Origin of the sequence: Corynebacterium sp. 51B (assembly GCF_008930785.1) — a bacterium.
Taxonomy (GTDB): domain Bacteria; phylum Actinomycetota; class Actinomycetes; order Mycobacteriales; family Mycobacteriaceae; genus Corynebacterium; species Corynebacterium megadyptis.
Genome location: NZ_PQMK01000001.1, coordinates 599,620 through 621,072, shown reverse-complemented (window position 1 = coordinate 621,072; position 21,453 = coordinate 599,620). Strand labels below are relative to the sequence as shown.

Genomic DNA, 21,453 nt, shown 5'->3' with positions numbered 1-21,453 from the left:
CCCCGCCGGGTGTTCATCCTTTGTTCACCTTTGGTTCTTGAGGGCGTTATGTCGGTTGTTTCTACTCTGTGCAGATCCTCGTCCATGCTCAACACGGAGATATGTGAACTACATGCAGACCAAGAGTCGTGAACATACCGCTACGGAAACTCCCGAAGCGGTGCAGAGCGATGTCGCTATCCCGCGCAGTCCTCTCTCCTTCATTCCGCTGAAGGGGGCCGCAGCCAATGCCCGCGACTGGATTGGCGTGGTCCTCGGAATTTACGTGCTGATCACGGCCGTGAAGGTCATCGGCTCCGGTTTTAAAATTGCCACCGGTGATCAGGCGGAGGCTCTCTTCTCCTTTGCCTCCAACCCGATTGTGGCCTTGATGATTGGTCTTTTGGCCACTGCCTTGACCCAATCCTCCTCCACCACCACCTCCATCGTGGTTGGTCTTGTGGCCGGCGGATTGCCCATGGCAGTGGCTATTCCCATGCTGATGGGTGCCAATCTCGGAACCACCATGACCAATACCTTGGTCAGCTTGGGTATGGCGCGAGATAAGGATGCTTTCCGACGCGCCTTCGCCGCAGCCACCGTGCATGATTTCTTCAACCTGATGGCCGTGCTTATTCTGCTTCCGCTTGAGCTGATGTTCGGCATATTGGAGAAGAGCTCCAATTGGATGGCCACCCACACTGATGGTTCGGATGGCGGTATCGTTGCCGCAGTCTTCAGTGGTATCGGTTCCTTCGTCAAGACCATCACGACCCCGCTCGCGGACCTGTTCAAGAGTGGTGTTGGTGCTCTCGGCTTGAACGATGTGTGGACCGGCGGTCTGCTCATTGTGCTCGGTGTTGTGTTGATCCTCGCCGTGATTAACAACATCGGTAAGCTGCTCAAGGTGCTCATGGTGGGTAAGGCCAAGGATGTGCTGCACAACGCCATCGGACGTGGCCCCATCACCGGTATTTTCTCCGGCGCGCTCATGACGATCATGGTGCAGTCCTCCTCCACCACCACCTCTCTGGCAGTGCCGCTGGCTGGCTCCGGCACCTTCACGCTGCGACAGATTTACCCCTTTACTATCGGCGCCAATATCGGAACCACCATCACCGCGCTGATTGCCGCCTTCGGCTTCACTGGCGCGGAGGGCACCCTGGCTATGCAGGCCGCCTTCGTGCACTTGCTATTCAATGTGTTCGCCACCCTGATTATCTTCGGCCTTCCCTTCCTTCGCGGACTCCCTCCGCGGGGAGCGGAAATGCTGGCACGGGTCTCCGCAGAACGAAAGATTTGGGCTGTGGTGTGGACCGTGGGCGTGTTCCTCGTAGTCCCCTTCTTGCTGATCCTGGCTACTAATCTCTTCTAGGGAGTTGATTCATGTCCGAACATAGCGCGCCTGATCTGGAGTCCAGGCTCAAAGCCAAGCTCGCCGAAGCGGAAAAATATGCAGCAAGTATTCGCGAGGACATCGCTGCTCTCGTGAAGAAATCCGATGATCCTGACGATGTTGCGGAACGGAAGATGCAACACGAGGCAGTCAATCATCTCGACGAGTATGAACGGCAGACGCACGTGCACTGGCACACCGTGCTGGAGTTCCTAGAAGACGCTATTGCAGAGTTGCGCGCTGGCCACGAGGACGCGGATGCAGCGGCAGATGACCGCGAGGCGGCGTCGACAAGCGCCGCTAGTGGCGCTGAGAGCAGCACCGCGGAGAAGGCACCGTCGGTACAGACGGCGCCCCGCATCGATAGTGACACCGTTGACCATGACGATACGCACGAGCCCTGATACCTGAGGGAAACCCCAAGCGATGGACGAGCGCTTGGGGTTTGGCCGTTTAAGAGCCGGTGTAGGTGCGAGGAAACGACCACCTAGAGCGGCGGCGAAATAACACGATCGAGAGCGCGGTCCTGAATGCCTCGGCATAAGGACTGCTCATCAGGCACCAAGGGAGTATCCTTGGTTGCACCCCACTTTTCCCAGTGAATAAAAAACATCAAAGCAGGAACGAAACTGTGTAATCAGGGTTGGCGCTGGCACCATGCGCCGCACCGGCCTTCATTGCAGTGAGAGGTCACCTGCTCGGTGGCTGTGAGGAAGACGGATCCATGAGTGAACGAAGTGATACCGAACTGGAAGCTCGACTGGAAGTCAAACTTGCCGAGGCTGAGGAATATGTAAGCCGTTTGCGCAAGGAATTGGCGGAATTGCGCTCACGCAAGGCCCAAGCTCAGGCAGAGCGCGCAATAGTTGAGGCCGCCGAAGAAGAACTACGCGAGGCCGATCAGCATGCTGTTACTGATGAGCTCGACAAGTACATGCAGCGCACCGCCGTGCAGTGGCGTTCCGTGCTGGAGTTCTTAGAAGATTCAATCGCGGAACTGCGGCGGGATCGCGAGCGATCCAGCGAATCCAGCGAGGAGCCGCGGGTGTCCGCGGAAGATGCCTTGCTGAACTCTTTGCCGCCCAAGCCGTCCAAGGGGGAGACTGACTAGTCTCACTCGTGGCTTAACGGTGAGGCGGGGATAGCGCGCCACACCTCGGCCGTGCATCTTTGGCATGCTGGAGGCATGGACTCCTACGGAGACGATGTATTCATCAAAAGACCTAACGAGCACGGGGCGGCCCTCGCTGAAGCTGCCGGGCTGAGGTGGCTCAAAGAAGGCGCGCCCGCCGCAATCGTGGAGGTGCTCGATGCCTCAGAAACAGCCATCGTGACTGCCCGAGTCACCGAGATGCGCCCCACCGCAGAGGCAGCGTATGAGGCGGGCCGGCAGATCGCGTTCATGCACCGCGCTGGGGCAGCAGCGCATGGTGCACCACCCGCCCCAGGTGGCGAGGAGTTTCGGGGACAGAATTTCATCGGCACGCAACCCCAAGACTGCACGCCCTCTGAGCAGTGGGGCAGCTTCTACACTCAGCAGCGCGTGCAGCCCTTCGCCGAGACCGCGCGGCAGCAGGGAACGCTGTCCGAGCAGGACTATCACGACGTGCTCGCCGCCTGCCAGCGCATCGAAGCCAGTGACTATAACCCGCCGGTGGCTCGCATCCACGGCGACCTCTGGGCCGGTAACCTGCTTTTCTCGGAAGAAGGCCCCATCCTTATCGATCCCGCCGCGCACGGTGGCGCCGCACTGACTGATATAGCCATGTTGGCGCTATTCGGTGCCCCCTTCTTCGATCAGATCGTGCAGGGCTATCAGAGCATCTCTGCGCTCGAGGAGAACTGGCGGGATCTCATCCCGCTGCACCAGATGCACCCGCTCGCCGTCCACGCGGCCACCCACGGCCCGTCCTATGGCCGCGAACTGGGCGAGGCGGCACGCGCCGTGACGTCGCTAGGCCACTAAGGCGGATACGCCGCAGTGTCCGCGCCGCGAGGGCACAGCGGCGCGCTGTGATCGCGCGGCTTTATTGAGACGGTCGTGGCCGTGCTGGGGTGTTAGTCTTAGAAACCATGGATAGACCAGCAATGAGGGACGCAGCGCTGTTTCTCCTGCGCGCCGTGCTCGGCTTCCTCTTCATCGCCCATGGCTGGCAGAAGGTCGCGATCGACGGCATGGATGAGACCATCGGCAGCTTCAGTGCCATGCACGTGCCGCAGCCCAAGCTCTCCGCCTATATCACCATGATGGCAGAGCTCGCCTGCGGTGGCTTATTGGTGGTGGGTTTTCTCACCACCATCGCCGCGGCCGTATTAGCTCTGGTCATGGCTGGTGCCCTGTATTTCGTGCACCTCGACTCGGGCGTCTTTGTCGGCACGGGCGGGTTTGAATATGTGCTGCTGCTCATCACCGCGCTCATCATGGTGATCGTCTTTGGCTCGGGCCGGGCCAGTATCGACGGAGTGCTCACCAGATGATGGACTGCGCACAGGTCCAGGCGGCGCTATCTGCCCGTCTGGACGGCGAACCCACCGGCATCAATGATGACGCGCTCGATGCGCACCTGTCCCAGTGCAGCGACTGCCGGGCCTTTCTCAACGAAGCCGCGGCATTGAAGCGCAGCCTGAATTTTTGTGTTGCCGACGACTCCGATGGGGCGGGGGTGACCCCTCCCGATCTCTCTGAGATGATTCTCGCTGGGGTGGAGCCGCAGCGGCGTCGACAAGCATCGCGCCGCGCAATCGGGGTGGGCATCAGCCGGGTGCTGCTGGTGATCTGCGCGCTGGCGTTCTTGTTCTGGGGCATCCAACTCTTCGCCGCCGCCGCTTCCGTGCAACAGGCATGGGAGGCAAGCGAGCTTGATCCCTATCTCGCGCGGATGCTCGTCGAAGGCGCCACCGTGCGGTTTGCTCTGGCCTTCGGCCTCGTATGCGCGGTGTGGCGCTCCCGCATCGCGATGGGCCTCTTACCCGTCTACGGGGCGCTATTTACCTTCAGCCTCGGCTTTGGCGCTCGCGATATGGTGCTGGGCACGATCGATCGTGACAGCGTGTACTGGCTGCTACTGGTGGGGCTCAGCGCCGTGGTGCTGCTGTGCTACTGGCTTGCTGATCGAGGATTGGTGGCGCTGGAATTGGCGTGGCGGCAACTATCCGCCATGCCCATGCAGAGCACCGATCTCCGCTAACGCCAGCTGCGCAGCCACATGATGGTGAAGTAGTAGTCATCGCTGATCAGCATCCCGTAGAAGATGGGGGAGTAGAGGGCGAAGAACACCACCGTCGCAACGAGATAGCTCACGGCAAGCACGCTGCCCACATGCCAGGTGTGCAGCCGCAATCGCGCCATCGGATGCGAGCTGACCAGGGGATGCCGTCGCAGTGTGGTGCCTGCGCCCCACATCTGATTCAGGATCAACGCTAAGCCGATGATGATGAACGGGATGAGCGGCACGGCGTAGAAGAAATACATTTGGCGATCATAGGAGAAGAGCCACGGAACATAGCCGGCGCTGAAGCCGAGCAGCACCATGAGATAGGCGCCGCGGCCACGCAGGAAGAACTGCACGATCGCCCACACGAGAACGGGCACGGTGAGCCACCAAATTATCGGCGTGCCATAAAGAAAGACCATGCGTCGGCAGGTGGAATCGCCGCACGCGATATCGGTGTCGGAATAAAAGAGCACCGGCCGCAGGGCGGCCAACCAGCTCAGGGGCTTGGACTCCCACGGGTGCTCGTGGCCATTGGAGTTGGTGAGCGAGGAGTGGAAGCTCAGCATCTTGTCGTGGTAGTACACCCAGCTCGCCACGGTATCGGGAAGCGAGGCATACCATGCACCCTCCTCAATTTTTCCCTCCTCGGCGGCATGCCGGAAAGAGGAGGTCTCTGCGGCGAACCAGCCGCGCCAGCTGAAGATATAGCAGGCCACGGGGAGGATGACGAGGTAGACAAAGGCCTTCGGGGCATCGCGAAATAGTGTTCGGGTCACGGCCTTCTTATCGCCGGCTCCAGCACGCACCCACGCATCCCACCACACGGTGATGACGCCGAAGAAGGCCATGTAGTACAGCCCCGACCACTTCACGGACAGCGCTAAGCCAAAGAACAGCCCGCAGGCGAGCAGCCACGGGCGCAGCCCAAAGCGCAGCGGTGCCGGGCCGGGCTGAAGGGCCCGTGTGGTCACTTCTTCGCGGTCGCGGATAAAGGCGTAGCAGGCGCAGAGGACAAAGAACACTAGGTAGATGTCCAGCATGCCGAAGCGGGAAATAACTAAAAGGACGCCGTCACATAGCGCAATGATTCCGGCGAAGAGAGCCACGCGAGACGAGCGGGAGATACGGCGGGCGAGCAGCATAATGACGAGCACTAGGACGCTGCCGCAGAGGGCCGCCATCACGCGCCAGCCCAAGGGGGAATAGCCAAAGATCGCTTCGCTCAGCGCGGTGAGACGCTTGCCCAAGGGCGGGTGCACCACGAGTCCGTAGCCCGGGTTGGATTCGATTCCGCCGCCCGCGAGCAGCCCGAGCTGGCCGTGGATGCTGCGCAGTTGGTCATAGGCCTGGGGCACATAGTGCTTCTCATCGAATACCGGGGTGCCGCTGGCGGTGTGGGCGCTCAGGGCGATGAAGCGAGTGAAAAAAGACAGCGCCGCGATGATGACGAAGATGAGGGTGTCACAGCGGCGCCACACCAGCTCAGAGCTCAGCGAGCCGCCGCGCCAGGCACGTCCACGCACCGCGGTCGAGCCCATATGGGGTTCGCGATTGAGGAGCGGGGCCGCAGCACGAGGCCGGTCTGGGGAATCGGAGGGCGGCTCTACAGCGCCATGCGCACTCGCCGAAGCTGAACTCATGGCTACTTAGTCTAAATGTTGAGCCGGACACCGCTAAAGGGCGCTAAGGAGATTGCCGCGAACCCCTCTCGCTCGGTGCCGCCGCGTTCGGCAGAGTACGCCTTCCTCGGCGCGCGCGGGGATGTGAGAAGCTAGAGCTCATGAGCATCTCCTCCGCGCGTCACCCTGCACCACCGACCTATGCTGACTCGCTGCCTTGCGGGGTGATCATTGCGGCTACGCCCCTGGGCAATATCTACGATGCCTCGCCGCGCTTGGTCGCCGCCTTGGCGCAGGCAGACATTATCGCCGCCGAGGACACGCGTCGCACCCGCTCCCTCGCGGCGGCGCTGGGGGTAGAGATCAAGGGCAAAGTGATCTCTAATTTCGATCACAATGAAAGCGCGCGGGTGGAGGACTTGATTGCCGCCGCTGCGGCCCACTCGGTGCTGGTGGTCACCGACGCCGGCATGCCCGCGGTATCCGACCCCGGTTTTCCCCTCGTGCAGGCCGCTCACGATGCGGGCATAGCGGTGACCTGCCTGCCCGGCCCCTCGGCAGTACCCACCGCCTTGGCTCTGTCGGGTCTGCCGGTGGGCAAGTTTTGTTTCGATGGTTTCGCCCCGCGCAAGGCGGGCGCGCGCCGCACCTGGCTCGCTAGTTTGCGTACAGAAGAGCGGGCGGTGTGCTTCTTTGAATCCCCGCATCGCATCGCCGCAACCCTTCAGGAGGCCGCGGAGATTCTCGGCCCCGAGCGGCAGGCCGCGGTTTGTCGGGAGCTGACGAAGACCTATGAACAGGTCAAACGCGGCGGTCTGGCGGAGCTTGCCGACTGGGCGAGCAATGGTGTCAAGGGCGAGATTTCGGTGGTGATCGCCGGCGCAACCGGGGCGGCGGACACCTCAATGGAGGAGCTGGTAGCCCAGGCCGTGCAGCGCGTTGCCGCGGGAGAGCGCGTGAAAAACGTGACCAAGGAACTGGCTCAGCGCCATAAGGTGTCCAAAAACGAGCTCTATGATGCCGTGATCGCCGAGCGCGATGCGATGAAGGCTGCGCCCAGCGCCGCGGCTGAAGGCTCGGCTGCGGGTGCTAATAATGGGCTTGAGCCAACAACTGAGCGTGGATCATCCTCAGTCTGAGCGAATTGTTATCGTCTTGTGACATTTCGCTTATCGACGCTGTCCTTCAGGCATGGTCAAACTCACCCCTGAACAGGGGAAAAGCTGCCATCTGTGGAGCTTCTAAGCCAATGCTGAGCTAGCTCTGAGAAGAGGGGAGAACCCCTATGCTGCGAGTTTCTGCCCAGCGAAGCGCTCTCTCCTTTTGGCAATGAGGTGAATTTTCACCAAGCTAGAAGCATGAGCACTTCTGACCAGAATGACGCGGCAGGCACTCCTGCCGCAGACGAGACCGAAGGATCCGGTGCGGATGCCCACGCGGTAAACGCGTCGGCTACTACGGCCCCGAATTCCGCAGGGGCTGAACGCACCTCGGGAAGCACTGAGGACTCCAGCGGCACGACCGCCGCGGGCGAGTTCGCCTCACTTCTCGATTCCGAGGACGAATATAACTACAAAGAAGCCGCCGCCCAGTTTAATGACTACGGCGCTTATGAAGATAAAAATGCCCCACTGAGCTGGGGCATTATCATCCCCTCGATGGCTGTGGTGATCGCTATCGTGGTCTGGGGTCTGACCCTGCCCGATAGCTTCGCAGCTTTCGCTAATGATGCCTTCGCGCAAGTGATTGACAAGCTCGGCTGGGCCTTCGTGCTCTTCGGCACCGTGTTTGTTGCGTTCATCCTGTACGTGGCGCTGAGCAAGTTCGGCAATATCAACCTTGGCGCCGATGATGATGCGCCGGAGTTCTCTACGCCCAGCTGGATCGCGATGATGTTCGCGGCCGGTATGGGTATCGGCCTGATGTTCTTCGGTACGTCCGAGCCGCTGACCTTCTTCCGTAATGGTGTGCCCGGGCACCCGGACCACCAAGCCTCCTCGGCGTTTGCGTCCACGCTATTCCACTGGACCCTGCACCCGTGGGCGATCTATGCGATCGTGGGCCTGGCTATCGCCTATTCCACCTTCCGCCTTGGCCGGAAGCAGCTGCTGTCTTCGGCCTTTATTCCGTTGATCGGTGAGCGCGGTGCCAACGGCATCATCGGCAAGATGATCGACATCCTCGCGGTGATCGCGACCGTTTTCGGTACCGCCGCGTCTCTGGGTATCGGTGCGCTGCAGATCAAGTCCGGCCTGGATGCTTCTGGCGTGATCGAGGATCCGCAGAACTCCACCGTGGTGATGATCGTGCTGATCCTAACCGTCTGCTTCATCATTTCCGCAATGTCGGGTGTGGGCAAGGGCATTCAGTACATCTCCAACGCCAACATGGTGATGGCCGCGCTGCTCGCTATTTTCGTGTTCGCCATGGGGCCAACAGTCAACGTGCTCAACATGTTGCCCACCTCGGTGTCCTCCTACTTCTCCCAGTTCTTCGAGATGGCCGCCCGCACTGCCAACAACGGCAACCCCGAGGCCGCGGCATGGGTCTCCGGCTGGACCATCTTCTACTGGGCATGGTGGATCTCCTGGAGCCCCTTCGTGGGCATGTTCTTGGCTCGCATTTCTCGCGGCCGTACCGTGCGTGAGTTCATTCTCGGCGTGCTGCTGGTGCCCACCGCAGTCTCTGCTGTGTGGTTCTCGATCTTCGGTGGCACCGCCATCACCTTCGAGCAGCGCGGTGAATCCATCTGGGGTGACGGCGACAGCCAGCGTCAGCTCTTCGACTTGCTGCACCAGCTGCCGGGCGGCTTCATTGCCGGCTTCGTAGCGATGGTGCTGCTGTCCACCTTCTTCATCACCTCGGCGGACTCCGCCTCCACCGTGATGGGCTCGCTGAGCCAGAACGGCGCGATCGAGGCCAACCGCTTCGTCTCTGCCGCCTGGGGTATTCTCACCGCCGGCATCGGCCTGACCCTGCTGCTCATCGGCGATGGCGAGGACTCCCTGCAGAACCTGCAGAACGTCACCATTGTGGCTGCCTCGCCCTTCCTCGTGGTGATCATCCTGCTCATGGTTGCCCTGCATAAGGACCTGAGCAATGACAAGCTCTACTTGGATCACAAGGAGCAGCAGCGCTGGGCTATGAAGCTGGCCCGCGAGCGCCGCGTGTACAACGAGTGGAAGCAGGCGCAACAGCGCCGTTCCGAGGTGCGTCGCAAAGCGCGCAAGATGATCTAATCTTTTCGCCACTGGTTTCTGACCGCCTTCTCCTTAAAAAGGGGAGGGCGGTTTTCTGTGTGTCGTGGGCGGGTGCCTCGGGCTGGACGATGGTGTCCAGACATGTCAGTAGACTGTGGCTCTATGAGTCATACGATATCTACCCAGCACCTTGGTGAGCTGACTCTCAGCAACATCACCTTCACCCAGCCTTTGAGCGCCGACCCCGCAGACGAGCGCACCATCGACGTCTTCGCCCGCGTGGTCACAGCCCCGGGTGGCGAGGACAAGCCTTATCTGCTGTTCTTGCAAGGCGGCCCAGGAGTGGAAGCACCCCGCCCCTGTGCTCAGCCGGCCGAGCCCTCGTGGCTGCCCACGGCCCTCGAACGCTATCAAGTGGTGATGCTGGATCAGCGCGGCACCGGCCAGTCCAGCCCCGTCGATGAGCGCATTCTGGCCGACAATAGCGCCGCCGAGGTGGCCGAATACCTCACTCACTTGCGCGCCGATGGCATCGTCCGCGACGCGGAGGCCCTGCGCGAGATTCTCCAGGTGGATACCTGGTGCACCCTAGGGCAGTCCTTCGGTGGCTTCACCACCTTGCACTACCTCAGCACGCACCCCGAGTCGCTGGATACCTGCTATTTCACCGGCGGGTTGTCCGCGGTGGGTCACTCCGTGGATGAGGTGTATTCCGAATGCTATCGCCGGATGCGCCGCAACTCGGAGGAGTTCTATCGCCGCTTCCCCGAGCTGCGCGAGACCATGCGCCAGCTGCTCGAGGCGGCCCGTGCCGGGGAGATCGTGCTGCCCAATGGCGAGGTGGTCTCTGAGACTCGGCTGCGCTCGCTGGGGCACCTGCTCGGCTCCGATGACGGCTGGCTGAAGCTCTATCAGCTCCTGCAGCTGGATCCCCAGTCCAGCCAATTCACCTATGATTTTGCTGGCCTGCTGCCCTATGGGGGCCGCAACCCGCTCTACTATGTGCTGCACGAATCCTCCTACGCCGATGGCGGGGCCACCAACTGGGCGGCGCAACGCTGTCTGCCGCAGGAGTTCCGCGAGGATCCCACGCTCTTGCTCGGCGAGCATGTGTTCCAGGAGTGGTCCGAGACAATGCCCGCCTTCCAGCCGTGGGCGGAGGTGGCCGAGATCCTCGCCGCTCATGAGTGGCCCACGCTCTATGATGCCGAGGCGTTGCGGAACGCCGAGGTGCAGGGGGCAGCTGCGGTCTACGCCAATGACGTATTCGTGCCCCTGAACTTCTCCCTCGAGACCGGGGAGATGCTGGAGAATGTCGCACTCTATATCACCAGCGAATATGAGCATGGTGGATTGCGCACGAGCCAGAACGGGGCGGTGCTGCGGCATCTCTTCGAGCTCGCCGCGGGCCAGCGGGTGCGCTAAGTGCCGTGGCGGTGGGTGCGGGCGTGAGGGTGGCGTCGATAAGCGAATGACGCCTAAGTCTTAGACTTAGCTGTCTATCAATTATGCTCGTAGGCATGTCTGAATCTGTGCTCGTCTCAGTAGCTTGGCCCTACGCCAATGGCCCCCGCCACATCGGTCACGTGGCAGGGTTTGGCGTACCGTCCGATGTATTTGCGCGCTACCAGCGAATGCGTGGCCGCAACGTGTTGATGATTTCGGGAACGGACGAGCACGGCACGCCGCTACTTGTGCAGGCGGAGAAGGAGGGCGTGGCCGTCCAGGAGCTTGCTGATCGCTACAATCGCCAGATTGTGCAGGACCTCGCCGGGCTGGGGCTGACCTATGACCTGTTTACCCGCACCACCACCCGCAACCACTACGCCACGGTGCAGGAGCTCTTCCGTGGGCTCTATGACAACGGCTATATGGTCAAGGAAGTCACCCAGGGGGCAATTTCTCCCTCCACGGGACGCACCCTGCCCGACCGCTATATTGAGGGCACCTGCCCGATCTGCGGCTGCGATGGCGCCCGCGGCGATCAGTGCGATAACTGCGGTAACCAGCTGGACCCAGCGGATCTCATTGATCCGGTGTCCAAGCTCAACGGGGAAACCCCGGAGTTCCGCGAGACGGAGCACTTCTTCCTCGATCTTCCTGCCCTCGCCGAGGCGCTGGAGACGTGGCTGACCGAGCGCAAAGACTGGCGCCCGAATGTGCTGAAGTTCTCGATGAACCTGCTCAAGGACATCCGCCCGCGCGCCATGAGCCGCGATATCGACTGGGGTGTGCCCGTGCCCATCGAAGGCTGGGAAGAAAACAACGCCAAGAAGCTCTATGTGTGGTTCGACGCGGTGGTGGGGTATTTGTCCTCCTCCATCGAGTGGGCCTATCGCATCGGCGAGCCGGAGGCGTGGCGCGAGTTTTGGAATAACCCGGAGACTCGGTCCTATTACTTCATGGGCAAAGACAACATCACCTTCCACTCCCAGATCTGGCCGGCGGAGCTGCTAGGCTATCGCGGCCAGGGCTCGAAGGGCGGGGAGGCCGGCCCGCTCGGGGAGCTCGATCTGCCCACCGAGGTGGTCTCCTCGGAGTATTTGACGATGTCGGGCTCGAAGTTCTCCTCCTCCAAGGGAGTGGTGATCTATGTCAAGGACTTCCTCGAAGAGTTCGGCCCCGATCCGCTGCGGTATTTCATCGCCGTGGCCGGTCCGGAGAATAATGACACCGACTTCACCTGGGACGAGTTTGTGCGCCGCGTGAACAACGAGCTGGCCAATGGCTGGGGCAATCTGGTCAACCGCACCGTGTCCATGGCCTATAAGAACTTCGGCGAGATCCCCACCCCGGGCGAGCTCACCGCAGCCGAGCAGGCGCTCTTGGAGCAGGCCGAGCGGGCCTTCGTGGAGGCTGCGGAGAATCTTGAGCACTCCAAGTTCAAGGCCGCGATCAACCAGGTGATGCACATTGTGGGCGAGGCCAATGCCTATATCGCGGAGAATGAGCCGTGGAAGCTGGCGAAGGATGAGACCCAGCGGGAGCGCCTCGCCACCGTGCTGTGGACCGCGCTGCAGGTGGTATCCGACTGCAACACCATGCTCACTCCTTTCATCCCGCATACCGCCCAAAAGGTGCACGAGACCCTGGGCCGCGAGGGCGAGTGGGCCGCCACCCCGCAGGTGCGCGAGGTAGCCGACGATATGCCGGTGGAGCCGGTGGGCGTGGGCCTGCCGGAGAAGAACAAGACCTACCCGGTGATCATGGGCGACTACACCCAGCAGCAGGCCGCCTGGCAGCGCGTGGAGTGCGTGCCCGGCACGCCGCTGTCCAAGCCGAAGCCGCTGATCCAGAAGCTCGACCCGGCCCTGGCCGAGGAGGGGCCCTCCTGGGCCCCGGTGGCAGGCTAGAGCCATGGGTAAGAAGAAGCGACCTACGCCCACCCCGCTCGCCGGGACAACGGGGCTTATCGACGCCCACACCCACCTCACCTCCTGCCCCGATGATCCGGCCGCGGTGGTCGAGCGCGCCCGCGCTGCCGGGGTAGAGGCCATGGTGACCGTCGGCGATGGCCTGGCGGAAGCCGAGGCCGCCCTGGCTGTGGCACAGCAGCTCGATCGGGTGTGGGCGGCGTGTGCCATTCACCCCACACGGGCTCGTGAGCTTGACGACGCCGCCCGCGCCCGGCTGCGCGAACTGGCCGCCGATCCGCTGTGTGTCTCCATCGGTGAGACCGGGCTTGATACCTATTGGATCGGCAAGGAGGAATGGTGCGCCCCGCTGGAGGCGCAGGAGGAAGCGTTGCGCTTTCATATTGATCTCGCAGTGAGCAGCGGCAAGGCGCTGATGATTCATAATCGCGAGGCCGATGCGGAGTTGCTGCGGGTGCTCGATAGCTCCCCGCAGCCTAAGACGGTGATTCTGCACTGCTTTTCCTCGCCGCTGGAGGTCGCCCGCGAGGCCATTGAGCGCGGCTATGTGCTCTCCTTCGCCGGCAATGTCACCTTCAAACGCAATGAGGAATTACGCCAAGCGGCGGCCCTGGCGCCCATGGAGCAGATTCTTTATGAAACGGATGCGCCCTATATGACGCCCGAGCCTTTCCGCGGCGCCCGCAATGAGCCGGCCTTCATCGGCCACACCGCCCAGTGCATCGCCACGGCCCGCGGCATGGCGCTCGAGGAGTTCAGCGCCGCAGTGGCGGCGAATTTCCGGCGGGTATATCAGCTCGCGGACTGACCGTGGGCGTCGAGTAGCGTGCGGAGCACCTTCAACACGCCCTGCTCGCTATTGGAGGGCGCGATAAAGTCTGCGGTCTCGGCGATGCGCGGGTGCGCATTGGCCATGGCCACGGCGACCCCGGCCTGCTGGAGCAGCTCAAGATCGTTGAGATAGTCGCCGAAGGCTAAGGTCTGGTTGGGGGAGATCCCCAGCTGGGCGCAGAGTTCCCTTAGACCGTGACCCTTATCGGCCTCAGCCGCCATGATGTCGATCCAGTGCTTACCGGATACGGTCACCTGTGCCTGCTCGTAGAACTCAGACAGATGCGGGTAGATGCTCTCTTCCACCGAGTCGAAGCCGAATACCGCGATCTTGATGATCTCCTCTGGGTTGAGCTCGGCTACTGCATCCACGTGTTGCATCGATGCGTAGTAGCGCCGCGTCTGCTCTAGAAAGGCCTCATCACTGCGATCGACATAGGCCACCTCGGGGGTGCAGGCCACAATGCCGATATCGTGGCCGCGGCCGCGCAGCCGAGCGATTGTGTCCAGTACCTTGCCCACGATGTCTGGGGAGATCGTGCTGCTCGACACCGTGGTGTCATCGAGCACCACATTGGTGCCATTTTCTGCAATGAAGTTGCGTGGCGGGTTGTCTGCGGCGGGGTGGGCGAACTGCTCGCGCAGGGTGGCGTATTGCCGCCCCGAGGCAGGGGCAAAGCTGATACCAGCGCGGTTCAGGCGGTTGAGCAGCGGCCAGAACCCTTCTGGGATCATGTGATCATCGCCCAGCAGGGTGCCATCCATATCGGCGACGACAAGTGCGATGCTGTGCTCGCGGAGTAGGCCGGCGGGGATATCAGTGGGGCTGGGCATAACGTCCTTGTCTTAGGGGAGTATCGTTCCGGGCAGCGTTTCTTCCCTCATGTCTGCTCGCAGCGGAGCGCACGGGGAGAATCCTCATCCTAACGCGCGCCCACCCGGTGCAGCCCACATGCCTGAGCGCCGGCTGTGTCCAAGAACACTCCTAGATAGCGGGGGTGGCGGCACGGCCGTGCAGAGGGGGTTTTTCTTCGCCGCAGCAGTACAGCTGAGGGGGTAGGGGCGGGTGTGACGGCTGTGGTTTCTCTGAGGATAGGTGCCTCAGCTGCGTGGTCTGAAATATAAGACTCGCTCGCTCTAGGGGCTACATTCTCTAGACATCACAGAATTGTTACCGTACTGTTACATCCATTGCGCCAGTGGGGGAGAAACACCCTAATGTATCTCCCCGCCTGAGCGTCACGACACAACAACCACACGACACCTTAAGGGTGAAGGGAACACTGGCTTTCATGGGACACCGCACCAAGGCTCGCATTAACGGCACCGGCTCTAGCTCGACTCCGCTCCGTGTCGCCACCGGCGGCATGTTGGCCACCCTGCTGGTCGGTGGTGTGGTCTCCGCCAATGCGGTGAGCAAAAATGATGTCACCATTGATTTCAATGGTGAGACCATTAATCTCGCTACCGCGTCCGATACTGTCGGTGCCGCGCTGGATGAGGCCGATATTCCGGCCGTCGACCGCGATCTCGTGAGCCCCAGCCCGGAGAGCGCGATCACTGATGATCAGACGATCACTGTGCGTAGCGCCAGGCAGGTTGCGCTGGTGATTGACGGCGAGGAAAAGACCGTTGATTCCACTGCGCTGACTGTGGATGAGCTGCTGGCCGAGCTCGGCATGGTGGATCCCTCCGATCTCATCTCCCTCGACGGCACCACCGTGATTCCCCGCGACGGGCTCACTGTGGATGTGGTGAAGTCCAAGATCATCACCATTAACGATGGCGGTTCCGTGACCTATTCCAAGGTGGCCGAGCGCACCGTGGGGGATGTGCTCAAGGAGCGCGGCATCACCTTGGGCGATAAGGATGAGGTAAGCCCCGCCCTCGATACGCCGCTGAAGCGCGGAATGACCATCGACATCACCCGGGTGGAAGAAAAGGAAGTGACCGATACCGAGTCCTTCACCGCCGATCCGGTCTACGTCGATGATGCCAACCTGGAACAGGGCAGCGAAGTCGTGGAGCGCGAAGCCACCCCGGGCGAGCGAGAGATCACCCGCAAGGTCACCCTCGTCAATGGCAAGGAGGTGGCTTCGGTGACGATCAAGACGAAGGAACTGCGCCCCTCCACTCCCGCCACCATCAAGCGCGGCGTGAAGCCGGCAGCTCCGGCCGTGGCCGGCGGCAGCGTCTGGGATCAGCTCGCCCAGTGCGAGTCCGGTGGCAACTGGAGTATTAACACCGGTAATGGCTACTCCGGTGGCCTGCAGTTCGCCCCCTCCACCTGGCAGGCCTATGGCGGCGGCGAGTACGCCCCCACCGCCGGCCAGGCTACCCGCGAGCAGCAGATCGCCGTGGCCCAGCGGGTACAGGCCGCGCAGGGCTGGGGTGCATGGCCCGCCTGCACCGCCAAGCTGGGCATTCGCTAAGCACTCTGCTCACTCGGGCGGGCCGGCGAGTACCTGCTTGCGCCCGCTGTCTGCTGCGCCCACCCTCTGTGGTGGGCGCTTCGTGCTATCTCCGCCGCCTCGGTAGTGGGAGGTAATGGATCAGCCACTACACTGAAGAAACTATGACTACCGCACCGCCGCATGCCGAGGATGGGGGAGTGTCCCCGCAGGGTAGCGCCGTCCAGCTGCTCGGCCCGAAGGAGATTCGCGAGCTCGCCGAGAAACTCGATGTGAGCCCGACGAAGAAGCTGGGCCAGAACTTCCTGCACGATCCCAACACCGTCCGGATGATCATCGCTGCCGCCGAGATCACCGCCGCGGACGATGTGATCGAGATCGGCCCGGGGCTTGGTTCGCTTACTCTCGGATTGCTGGAGGTGGCCCGCTCGGTGACGGTCGTGGAGATCGATCCGCGGCTCGCCGGGGAGCTTCCGGCCACCGCCGCCGCCCGCGCCGGTGCCGCCGCATCCACCCTCAGCGTGCACAATCGCAATGCCTTGGAGTTCCAGCGCAGTGACTGCGCCGTGGCACCGACGGTATTGGCGGCTAACTTGCCCTATAACGTCTCCGTGCCGGTGCTCATGCACATCCTGGCGGAGTTTCCCTCCCTGCGGCGGGTACTGGTGATGGTGCAAAAAGAAGTGGCCGATCGGCTCGCCGCTGCGCCGGGCAGCAAAATCTATGGGGTGCCCAGTGTGAAAGCCGCCTACTACGGCCAGGTGCGCCGCGCCGGGCTGGTGGGCAAAAACGTGTTCTGGCCGGCCCCGAAGATCGACTCCGGGCTGGTGCGTATCGATTGCTATGAGCGCGAGAACATGCCCTGGCAGGCCAGCGCCGCGGAGGTATTTCCCATCGTGGATGCTGCCTTCGCCCAGCGCCGCAAAACCCTGCGCGCCGCACTCTCCGGGTACTTCGGCTCAGGCGAGCGCAGCGCGGCGATTCTTAGTCGCGCCGGCGTCGATCCCACTCTGCGCGGCGAACGCCTCGGGGTGCGAGAGTTCGTCGATATCGCCCTAGCCGCCCGAGAGGAGGCCGCGGAATGAACATAGCGAGCACCTCGGTGCGGGCCTGCGCCAAGATCAACCTCTTTCTCGGAGTAGGGGCGGCCCGCGAGGATGGGTTCCACGAGCTGACGAGCGTGTTTCAATCCCTGTCCAATCACAATGTGGTGCGGCTCAGCCCCGCTGCAGGGCTGGCGCGGTTGAGCGAGTATGTGGGCGCGGTGAGCGCCTCGGGCCTGGCCGCTAGCGCGGTGCCGCTCGACGCCAGCAATCTCGTGGTGGGCGCCGCCACCCGCTATCTGCAGGAGCTACGCAGACACCACCCAGAGATCACCCCGCCGGTGATAGATATCCACATCCACAAAGGTATCCCCACCGCTGGCGGCATGGCCGGCGGCTCCGCGGATGCTGCCGCCGTGTTGCATGCGCTCCAGGGCTACGCCCCCTTGCCGCAGGAGCGGGTGCTAGAGATCGCCGCCGAGCTCGGCTCGGATGTGCCCTTTAGCCTCGTAGGTGGCACGCAGCTGGGCACTGGCCGCGGGGAGCAGCTGGTGCCGATGCTCAGCCGCGGCACCTATCATGTGGCCCTGGGGATTCAGAAGCAGGGGCTGCGCACCCCCGAGGTATTTCGCAAGCTCGATGAGATGCGCCAGGCCGGCAAGGCCGGCGCGCCCAGCACAGACACCAGCGCTCTAGCTTCCGCTCTGCTCAGCAGCGATCCGGCCGCGGTGGCGCGGCAGCTACAGAATGACTTGCAGCCGGCGGCGCTGTCGTTGATGCCGGCGCTGCGGGCCACCCTCGCTGCCGGCGCAGCCGCGGGAGCACTCGCCGGTATCGTCTCCGGCTCGGGGCCCACCACGGCATTCCTATGCGAGAGCGCCGAGGCGGCCGAGGCCGTGGCTGAGGAGCTGCGCGATTCGGGCACCGTTTTCGATGCCTTCGCTGTACATACCGTGGCTCGCGGTATAGAAACACTCGGGTCTTAAGCCGGATATACCGTAGTTCGCCCACCTTTCGACGCCCACTAGTGAGAAGGACAGACCTGCCGACGTGGCTAATTTGATCAACCTAGAAAATGTCACCCAGAGCTTCGGGATGAAGACCCTGCTCGACTCCGTGAGCCTTGGCGTGCAATCGCACGATCGGATCGGCGTGGTGGGGCTGAATGGAGGCGGTAAAACCACCCTCATTGAGATCCTTTCTGGGCAACTCGACCCGGATTCGGGACGGGTCTCCCACAACAAGGAGCTGCGCCTTGCCGTCGTGACGCAGCGGGCCAAGCTGGACGATACCCGCACCGTGGGGGAGGTCGTGCTGGAGCAGCTGGGGCTAGAAACCTATGAGTGGGCCTCTAGTGCCAAGGTGCGTGACGTGCTCTCGGGCCTCGGGATCGTGGATCTCGGATTGGATACCCCAGTCTCTGCGCTCTCGGGCGGTGAACGTCGCCGCACTCACCTGGCTGCCGCGCTGGTGCGCGAGCTGGATCTGGTGGTGCTCGATGAGCCCACCAACCACTTGGACGTGGAAGGCGTGCGCTGGTTGGCCGATCATCTGCTCCAGCGCAACCTCGCGGTGGTGGTGGTCACCCACGATCGCTGGTTTCTCGACACCGTGGCCACCCACACCTGGGAGGTCCACGACGGCACCGTGGATGTGTATGAGGGAGGCTATAACGACTGGACCTTCGCTCGCGCCGAGCGCGCCCGCCAGGCGGATGCGATGGAACAGCGTCGCCGCAACCTCGCCCGCAAGGAACTGGCGTGGCTGCGTCGCGGGGCGCCGGCCCGCACCTCGAAACCGCGCTACCGGATTGAAGCCGCCGAGGCGCTAATCTCCGATGTGCCGGCCCCGCGCGACACCGTGGAGCTCATGGCCTTCTCCAAGCGCCGCCAAGGAAAAGTGGTCATTGAGCTCGAAGATGCCACGATCTCCACCCCCGATGGCCGGGTGCTGGTGCAGGATCTCACCTGGCGGCTCGCGCCGGGCGAGCGCATCGGCCTGGTCGGGGTGAATGGCTCGGGCAAAACCACCCTGCTGCGGGCCCTTGCGGGGGAGCATGCGCTTGATGCTGGGCGCCGCATCGAGGGCACAACGGTGCGGCTGGGTTGGCTGCGCCAAGAATTAGATGACCTCGATCCCGAGCGCCGCGTGCTTGATGCGGTGGAGGATGTGGCCAGCTATGTGGAACTCGGCAAAAAACAGCTCTCGGCCTCGCAGCTCGCGGAGCGCTTAGGCTTTTCCGCCAAACGCCAGCGCACCCCGATCAAGGATCTCTCTGGCGGCGAGCGGCGGCGGCTACAGCTGACCCGCGTGCTCATGGCGGAGCCGAATGTGCTGCTTCTCGACGAGCCGACCAACGATCTCGATATCGATACCCTGCAAGAACTGGAATCCTTATTGGACTCTTGGCCGGGCACCTTGGTGGTGATCTCCCACGATCGCTACTTGATTGAGCGCATCGCGGATTCCACGTGGGCGCTGTTCGGCGATGGTGCGCTCACCAACCTGCCGAGCGGAATCGAGCAGTATCTCGCTCGCCGCGATGAGATGACAGCGGCGGAAGGTTCGGGGCCACTGAATGTGGGCACGAAGGAGGCGTCGTCAAGCGAAAAGAAGATGGATCAGAAGCAGTGGCGGGAGCTGTCGAAGAAGCTGTCCGCCACCGAACGTAAGCTGGATAAGGTCCGCGCAGAGATCGATTCCCTCAATGAAAAAATGGCCGCCGCGGCGCAGGCGGTGGATCAGGAGGCGATGATCGAGCTGGACGCCAAGCTCAAGGATGCGGCAGCTCGCGCCGAGGAGCTGGAAATGCAGTGGCTAGAGTTGGGCGAGCAGATGGAAGCCTAGCGCTGGTGGCCGTGGGTGCGGATTTTTCGTAGGCTGGGGCCATGATCTTGATCAATGTGAAATTCACCGTCAAGGACGAGTACGTGGAGACCTTCCGCCAGGAAGTCGCCGAGTTCACCGAGGCCACCCGCGCCGAGGAGGGCAATCTCTTCTTTGAGTGGTACCGCTCCACCGACGAACCAAACAGCTACATCCTCATCGAGGGCTTCAAGGACGATGCCGCGGAGCCGCACGTCAACTCCGATCACTTCCAGAAGGCCTGCGTGGATATGCCGCGCCTGCTGGTGAAGACCCCGGAAATCATCAACACCCTCATCGAGGGCAAAACCGAGTGGGATAAGATGGCTGAATTCTCTGTGGAGGAGTAATAGCCGAAGCATATCGGCATACGGGGCCAGGACACACAGCGTGGACTGGCCCCTTAATGCTGAATAGGGTGATTTTTTCAGCGATTCTTCAGGTACTCTGGTGAGCATGAGCAAGAAGGACGCAAAGGATCTCACTGACCCGCCGAAGCTATCGAAAAAGGCCTATGAGGCAGAGCTGAAGCACCTCCAAGCCGAACTGGTAGACATGCAACAGTGGGTGGTGGAAACCGGTGCCCGCGTGGTGATCGTCATGGAAGGCCGCGACGCCGCCGGAAAGGGCTCCGCAATCAAGCGCATCACCCAGTACCTCAACCCGCGTACCTGCCGCATCGAGGCATTGCCCGCGCCGAACTCCCGCGAGCAGGGCCAGTGGTACTTCCAGCGCTATATTGAGCGCCTGCCCACCGCCGGTGAGATCGTGATCTTTGACCGTTCGTGGTACAACCGCGCCGGCGTGGAACGCGTGATGGGCTTTTGTACCTCCGCCGAGTACCGTCGCTTCCTGCACCAGGCCCCCATCTTCGAGCGGCTGCTGGTGGAAGACGGGATCATGCTGCGCAAATACTGGTTCTCCGTCTCTGATGAGGAGCAGGTGAAGCGCTTCCGCTCGCGCCGCAATGATCCGCTGCGCCGCTGGAAGCTCTCGCCGATGGATCTGCAGTCCATCACCCGCTGGGAGGACTACTCCCGCGCCAAGGATGAGATGTTCATCCACACCGACATCCCCTCCGCGCCGTGGTACACCGTGGAATCCGAGGATAAGAAGCGCTCCCGCATCAACGTGATCAGCCACCTGCTGTCCACGATTCCCTATGAGAAGATCGACCGCGAGCTGCCGGAGATCCCCGAGCGCCCAGAGTCGGAAACCAACTACGATCGACCACCGCGCTCTGATTTCCGCTATGTGCCAGATGTGGCCGCGAAGCTGGAAAAGCGCAAGCTCGAGGGCGGCTCGAAGAAGGACAAGAAGAGCAAGAAGTCGAAGAAGTCCAAGAAAGACAAGAAATAGCGCCCAGCGGCCGCAGTCTCACGCGCATTCTCCCTGTAACAGTGGGAGGGTGCGCGTTGTCTGTATCCTGCGCTAAAAGTACGCGGGAGACAAGAACCCGCAGCTGTGGGCCCTGTGGCCGTTGTCTAAGGTGAGTGTTCGCCGCCACATCATTTGGCATT

General features: G+C 62.3%; 18 protein-coding genes and 1 pseudogene. 17 read left to right on the top strand and 2 right to left on the bottom strand.

Annotated elements, in window-relative coordinates:
• The first annotated feature begins 112 nt into the window (after window positions 1-112).
• The 6 genes from GBB14_RS02645 to GBB14_RS02620 all read left to right on the top strand — a co-directional run bounded on the left by GBB14_RS02645 (window position 113) and on the right by GBB14_RS02620 (window position 4,563).
• Entirely contained in the window at window positions 113-1,354 is a 1,242-nt protein-coding gene (locus GBB14_RS02645; protein WP_225976668.1) for a Na/Pi symporter, read from the top strand.
• An 11-nt stretch (window positions 1,355-1,365) separates the two neighbouring features.
• Window positions 1,366-1,779, top strand: coding sequence for a hypothetical protein (locus tag GBB14_RS02640; protein ID WP_151588403.1), 414 nt, complete (start codon window positions 1,366-1,368; stop codon window positions 1,777-1,779).
• A gap of 320 nt (window positions 1,780-2,099) precedes the next feature.
• On the top strand, window positions 2,100-2,486 hold the full coding sequence (locus GBB14_RS02635) for a hypothetical protein (protein ID WP_151530059.1): 387 nt from the start codon (window positions 2,100-2,102) through the stop codon (window positions 2,484-2,486).
• Between the two features lie 75 nt (window positions 2,487-2,561).
• Window positions 2,562-3,341: a fructosamine kinase family protein gene (locus GBB14_RS02630; RefSeq protein ID WP_151530060.1), complete on the top strand. Its 780-nt coding sequence runs from the start codon at window positions 2,562-2,564 to the stop codon at window positions 3,339-3,341.
• A gap of 107 nt (window positions 3,342-3,448) precedes the next feature.
• A complete protein-coding gene (locus GBB14_RS02625; RefSeq protein WP_151530061.1) occupies window positions 3,449-3,853 on the top strand; it encodes a DoxX family protein in 405 nt (134 codons plus the stop codon).
• On the top strand, window positions 3,850-4,563 hold the full coding sequence (locus GBB14_RS02620; protein ID WP_225976667.1) for a zf-HC2 domain-containing protein: 714 nt from the start codon (window positions 3,850-3,852) through the stop codon (window positions 4,561-4,563). Before GBB14_RS02625 ends, GBB14_RS02620 begins: the two co-directional genes overlap by 4 nt.
• Here GBB14_RS02620 and GBB14_RS02615 read toward each other — a convergent pair.
• Window positions 4,560-6,230 (bottom strand): dolichyl-phosphate-mannose--protein mannosyltransferase, encoded by a 1,671-nt coding sequence (locus GBB14_RS02615; protein ID WP_151530062.1) that lies wholly within the window; start codon window positions 6,228-6,230, stop codon window positions 4,560-4,562. The two genes, GBB14_RS02620 and GBB14_RS02615, sit on opposite strands and share 4 nt — an antisense overlap.
• A gap of 140 nt (window positions 6,231-6,370) precedes the next feature.
• Between GBB14_RS02615 and rsmI the strand changes: the two are divergent.
• The 5 genes and pseudogenes from rsmI to GBB14_RS02590 all read left to right on the top strand — a co-directional run.
• Window positions 6,371-7,246: pseudogene (gene rsmI / locus GBB14_RS02610) on the top strand (16S rRNA (cytidine(1402)-2'-O)-methyltransferase); the annotation flags it as partial.
• 321 nt (window positions 7,247-7,567) lie between these two features.
• Window positions 7,568-9,448: a BCCT family transporter gene (locus GBB14_RS02605; RefSeq protein WP_151530064.1), complete on the top strand. Its 1,881-nt coding sequence runs from the start codon at window positions 7,568-7,570 to the stop codon at window positions 9,446-9,448.
• Between the two features lie 123 nt (window positions 9,449-9,571).
• Window positions 9,572-10,834, top strand: a complete 1,263-nt coding sequence (locus tag GBB14_RS02600; RefSeq protein WP_151530065.1) for an alpha/beta fold hydrolase — start codon at window positions 9,572-9,574, stop codon at window positions 10,832-10,834.
• Between the two features lie 95 nt (window positions 10,835-10,929).
• A complete protein-coding gene (gene metG / locus GBB14_RS02595) occupies window positions 10,930-12,762 on the top strand; it encodes a methionine--tRNA ligase (protein ID WP_151530066.1) in 1,833 nt (610 codons plus the stop codon).
• Window positions 12,763-12,766: 4 nt separating this feature from the next.
• Window positions 12,767-13,591 carry a TatD family hydrolase gene (locus GBB14_RS02590; RefSeq protein ID WP_151530067.1) on the top strand — a complete coding sequence of 275 codons (825 nt, stop codon included), beginning with the start codon at window positions 12,767-12,769 and terminating at the stop codon, window positions 13,589-13,591.
• Here the strand turns inward: GBB14_RS02590 and GBB14_RS02585 are convergent.
• A complete protein-coding gene (locus GBB14_RS02585) occupies window positions 13,576-14,448 on the bottom strand; it encodes an HAD family hydrolase (RefSeq protein ID WP_151530068.1) in 873 nt (290 codons plus the stop codon). The two genes, GBB14_RS02590 and GBB14_RS02585, sit on opposite strands and share 16 nt — an antisense overlap.
• Before the next feature lie 458 nt (window positions 14,449-14,906).
• Between GBB14_RS02585 and GBB14_RS02580 the strand changes: the two genes are divergently transcribed.
• The 6 genes from GBB14_RS02580 to ppk2 all read left to right on the top strand — a co-directional run bounded on the left by GBB14_RS02580 (window position 14,907) and on the right by ppk2 (window position 21,292).
• Window positions 14,907-16,046, top strand: coding sequence for a resuscitation-promoting factor (locus GBB14_RS02580; RefSeq protein ID WP_151530069.1), 1,140 nt, complete (start codon window positions 14,907-14,909; stop codon window positions 16,044-16,046).
• A 143-nt stretch (window positions 16,047-16,189) separates the two neighbouring features.
• Window positions 16,190-17,110, top strand: a complete 921-nt coding sequence (gene rsmA / locus GBB14_RS02575) for a 16S rRNA (adenine(1518)-N(6)/adenine(1519)-N(6))-dimethyltransferase RsmA (protein ID WP_151530070.1) — start codon at window positions 16,190-16,192, stop codon at window positions 17,108-17,110.
• Window positions 17,107-18,054, top strand: coding sequence for a 4-(cytidine 5'-diphospho)-2-C-methyl-D-erythritol kinase (locus GBB14_RS02570; RefSeq protein ID WP_151530071.1), 948 nt, complete (start codon window positions 17,107-17,109; stop codon window positions 18,052-18,054). Before rsmA ends, GBB14_RS02570 begins: the two co-directional genes overlap by 4 nt.
• Before the next feature lie 64 nt (window positions 18,055-18,118).
• Complete coding sequence (locus tag GBB14_RS02565; RefSeq protein ID WP_151530072.1) at window positions 18,119-19,915, top strand: ABC-F family ATP-binding cassette domain-containing protein; 1,797 nt, start codon at window positions 18,119-18,121, stop codon at window positions 19,913-19,915.
• A 41-nt stretch (window positions 19,916-19,956) separates the two neighbouring features.
• The gene (locus GBB14_RS02560) at window positions 19,957-20,283 is read left to right on the top strand and encodes a putative quinol monooxygenase (protein ID WP_151530073.1); all 327 of its coding nucleotides are present in this window, start codon (window positions 19,957-19,959) and stop codon (window positions 20,281-20,283) included.
• A gap of 106 nt (window positions 20,284-20,389) precedes the next feature.
• Window positions 20,390-21,292 (top strand): polyphosphate kinase 2, encoded by a 903-nt coding sequence (gene ppk2 / locus GBB14_RS02555; RefSeq protein WP_151530074.1) that lies wholly within the window; start codon window positions 20,390-20,392, stop codon window positions 21,290-21,292.
• The last annotated feature ends 161 nt before the right edge of the window (window positions 21,293-21,453 follow it).

Excerpts from the sequence above, each read along its gene's own strand:
- GBB14_RS02620 (WP_225976667.1), top strand. The coding sequence starts at position 3,850 with ATGATGGACTGCGCACAGGTCCAGGCGGCGCTATCTGCCCGTCTGGAC.
- GBB14_RS02630 (WP_151530060.1), top strand. The coding sequence starts at position 2,562 with ATGGACTCCTACGGAGACGATGTATTCATCAAAAGACCTAACGAGCAC.
- rsmA (WP_151530070.1), top strand. The coding sequence starts at position 16,190 with ATGACTACCGCACCGCCGCATGCCGAGGATGGGGGAGTGTCCCCGCAG.
- GBB14_RS02585 (WP_151530068.1), bottom strand. The coding sequence starts at position 14,448 with ATGCCCAGCCCCACTGATATCCCCGCCGGCCTACTCCGCGAGCACAGC.
- GBB14_RS02600 (WP_151530065.1), top strand. The coding sequence starts at position 9,572 with ATGAGTCATACGATATCTACCCAGCACCTTGGTGAGCTGACTCTCAGC.
- GBB14_RS02605 (WP_151530064.1), top strand. The coding sequence starts at position 7,568 with ATGAGCACTTCTGACCAGAATGACGCGGCAGGCACTCCTGCCGCAGAC.
- GBB14_RS02640 (WP_151588403.1), top strand. The coding sequence starts at position 1,366 with ATGTCCGAACATAGCGCGCCTGATCTGGAGTCCAGGCTCAAAGCCAAG.
- GBB14_RS02570 (WP_151530071.1), top strand. The coding sequence starts at position 17,107 with ATGAACATAGCGAGCACCTCGGTGCGGGCCTGCGCCAAGATCAACCTC.
- GBB14_RS02580 (WP_151530069.1), top strand. The coding sequence starts at position 14,907 with ATGGGACACCGCACCAAGGCTCGCATTAACGGCACCGGCTCTAGCTCG.
- GBB14_RS02625 (WP_151530061.1), top strand. The coding sequence starts at position 3,449 with ATGGATAGACCAGCAATGAGGGACGCAGCGCTGTTTCTCCTGCGCGCC.
- GBB14_RS02635 (WP_151530059.1), top strand. The coding sequence starts at position 2,100 with ATGAGTGAACGAAGTGATACCGAACTGGAAGCTCGACTGGAAGTCAAA.
- GBB14_RS02590 (WP_151530067.1), top strand. The coding sequence starts at position 12,767 with ATGGGTAAGAAGAAGCGACCTACGCCCACCCCGCTCGCCGGGACAACG.
- ppk2 (WP_151530074.1), top strand. The coding sequence starts at position 20,390 with ATGAGCAAGAAGGACGCAAAGGATCTCACTGACCCGCCGAAGCTATCG.
- GBB14_RS02615 (WP_151530062.1), bottom strand. The coding sequence starts at position 6,230 with ATGAGTTCAGCTTCGGCGAGTGCGCATGGCGCTGTAGAGCCGCCCTCC.
- GBB14_RS02560 (WP_151530073.1), top strand. The coding sequence starts at position 19,957 with ATGATCTTGATCAATGTGAAATTCACCGTCAAGGACGAGTACGTGGAG.
- GBB14_RS02645 (WP_225976668.1), top strand. The coding sequence starts at position 113 with ATGCAGACCAAGAGTCGTGAACATACCGCTACGGAAACTCCCGAAGCG.
- metG (WP_151530066.1), top strand. The coding sequence starts at position 10,930 with ATGTCTGAATCTGTGCTCGTCTCAGTAGCTTGGCCCTACGCCAATGGC.